Consider the following 3,047-nt stretch of genomic DNA (forward strand, 5'->3'; position numbering starts at 1 on the left):
TGTTCTTTGAAAACTGCATAGAAGATAATAAAAATTTATGATTTGGTCTCTTAGAGTTGACTCTAAGGGTTAGACCAAGCACATAGATTCTCTAAATTAACTTATAAGGTGAGAGCATCCGAAAGGATGACTCTAAAGCAAAAGACATAACCATATGTCACTATCAAGTAAAGATAGTAAGGGCATACGGTGGATGCCTTGGCTATACTGGCCGAAGAAGGACGCGGTAAGCTGCGAAAAGCTACGGAGAGGTGCAAGCGACCATTGACCCGTAGATATCCGAATGGGGGAACCCGGCAGAGTGAAGCTCTGTCACCCATACCAGAGAGTATGAGGAGGGCACCTGGGGAACTGAAACATCTAAGTACCCAGAGGAAAAGTAATCAAACGAGATTCTCTTAGTAGCGGCGAGCGAACGGGGAAGAGCCCAAACCGGACTGGTTCGCCAGACCGGGGTTGAGGACTGCTAACAAGCATAAATGGGATAGACGAACCGACTTGGAACGGTCGGCCGAAGAAGGTGAAAGCCCTGTAGTCGAAATCCTGCATATGTGGAGCAGTATCCAGAGTACCACGAGACACGTGAAACCTTGTGGGAAGCAGGGGGGACCACCCTCCAAGGCAAAATACCAGTATGGACCGATAGCGCATAGTACCGTGAGGGAAAGGTGAAAAGCACCCCGGGAGGGGAGTGAAAGAGAACCTGAAACCGTATGTCTACAAACAGTCGAAGACCGTATAATTGCAGGTCGACGGCGTGCCTATTGAAGAATGAACCGGCGAGTTACTGTCACTAGCGAGGTTAAGCGGAAAACGTGGAGCCGAAGCGAAAGCGAGTCTGAATAGGGCGAATAGTTAGTGGTAGTAGACCCGAAACCGTAGTGATCTATCCATGGCCAGGTTGAAGCACAGGTAAAATTGTGTGGAGGACCGAACTCGTGAGCGTTGAAAAGCTTTGGGATGAGTTGTGGATAGGGGTGAAATGCCAATCGAACACGGAGATAGCTGGTTCTCCCCGAAATAGCTTTAGGGCTAGCCTCATGGTAAAGAGTATAGGCGGTAGAGCTCTGATCGGGCTAGGGCCCACACCGGGTACCGAACCTAGTCAAACTACGAATGGCTATACTTATACATGGGAGTCAGACTATGAGTGATAAGGCCCATAGTCAAGAGGGAAACAGCCCAGACCACCGACTAAGGCCCCCAATGCTGCATTAAGTGGCAAAGGATGTGGAGTTTCCAAAACAACCAGGATGTTGGCTTAGAAGCAGCCACCATTTAAAGAGTGCGTAATAGCTCACTGGTCGAGAGACTCTGCGCCGAAAATGTCCGGGGCTAAAATGCAGAGCCGAAGTCGTGGCAATGGTAGCAATACCATTGGGTAGGGGAGCGTTCTTATTGGGTTGAAGCAGTACCGGAAGGAGCTGTGGACTGGTAAGAAGTGAGAATGCCGGTATGAGTAGCGAAAAGAAAGGTGAGAATCCTTTCCACCGAAAGCCTAAGGGTTCCTGAGCAACGATCGTCGTCTCAGGGTAAGTCGGGACCTAAGCCGAGGCGGAAAAGCATAGGCGATGGACAACAGGTTGAAATTCCTGTACTAGTATGAATTGTTTGATCGATGGAGTGACGCAAACAGGTAGGTTAGCATGCGATTGGAAGTGCATGTTTAAGCGTGTAGGTTGAGTAATAGGTAAATCCGTTACTCTAAAAGCTGAGGCGTGATGACGAGCTCAAAAGAGCGAAGTAATTGATCCTAAGTTGCCGAGAAAAGCTTCTAGGTAGAGACATACTACCCGTACCAAAACCGACACAGGTAGGCGGGGAGAGAATCCTAAGGTGCGCGGGAAAACCCTCGTTAAGGAACTCGGCAAAATGCATCCGTAACTTCGGGAAAAGGATGACCCATGTAGTGTGAAAGCTTGTAACGGCTCTAGCATGAATGGGTGGCACAAGAGAGGCGCAAGCGACTGTTTACCACAAACACAGGTGCCTGCTAAAGCGAAAGCTGACGTATAGGTGCTGACACCTGCCCGGTGCTGGAAGGTTAAGAGGAGGGGTTAGGAGTAATCCGAAGCTCTGAATTGAAGCCCCAGTAAACGGCGGCCGTAACTATAACGGTCCTAAGGTAGCGAAATTCCTTGTCGGGTAAGTTCCGACCCGCACGAAAGGTGTAACGACTTGCGCACTGTCTCAACGAGGGACCCGGTGAAATTGAAGTACCTGTGAAGATGCAGGTTACCCGCGACTGGACAGAAAGACCCCATGGAGCTTTACTGTAACTTAGGATTGATTTTAGTTAATGAATGTACAGGATAGGTGGGAGACGTAGAAGCTAGGGCGCTAGTCTTAGTGGAGTCGCTGTTGGGATACCACCCTTTGATTAATTGAAATCTAACGGGAAGAGTAACGACCTTCCGGACAGTCCTAGGTGGACAGTTTGACTGGGGCGGTCGCCTCCTAAAGAGTAACGGAGGCGCCCAAAGGTTCCCTCAGAGCGGACGGAAATCGCTCGAAGAGTGTAAAGGCAGAAGGGAGCTTGACTGCGAGACCAACAAGTCGAGCAGGGACGAAAGTCGGGCTTAGTGATCCGGTGGTGCCGAGTGGAAGGGCCATCGCTCAACGGATAAAAGCTACCCTGGGGATAACAGGCTAATCTCTCCCAAGAGTCCATATCGACGGGGAGGTTTGGCACCTCGATGTCGGCTCATCACATCCTGGGGCTGAAGTAGGTCCCAAGGGTTCGGCTGTTCGCCGATTAAAGTGGTACGTGAGCTGGGTTCAGAACGTCGTGAGACAGTTCGGTCCCTATCCATCGCGGGCGAAAGAAACTTGAAGGGGGCTGCTCCTAGTACGAGAGGACCGGAGTGGACGAACCGCTGGTGTACCAATTATCCTGCCAAGGGTACAGTTGGGTAGCTACGTTCGGGACGGATAAACGCTGAAAGCATCTAAGCGTGAAACCAGCCTTGAGATGAGGTTTCTCATAGCATAAGCTAGTAAGATCCCATGTAGACGACATGGTTGATAGGCCAGGTGTGGAAGTGCTG

General features: G+C 50.3%; 1 rRNA gene. It reads left to right on the plus strand.

Features of this window, described 5'->3' with window-relative positions:
• Positions 1-166: 166 nt before the first annotated feature.
• A 23S ribosomal RNA gene (locus tag EO115_RS08260) occupies positions 167-3,047 on the plus strand; the annotation flags it as partial.

Source organism: Veillonella sp. CHU740 (genome assembly GCF_003992055.1).
In the GTDB taxonomy this organism is placed as follows: Bacteria; Bacillota; Negativicutes; order Veillonellales; family Veillonellaceae; genus F0422.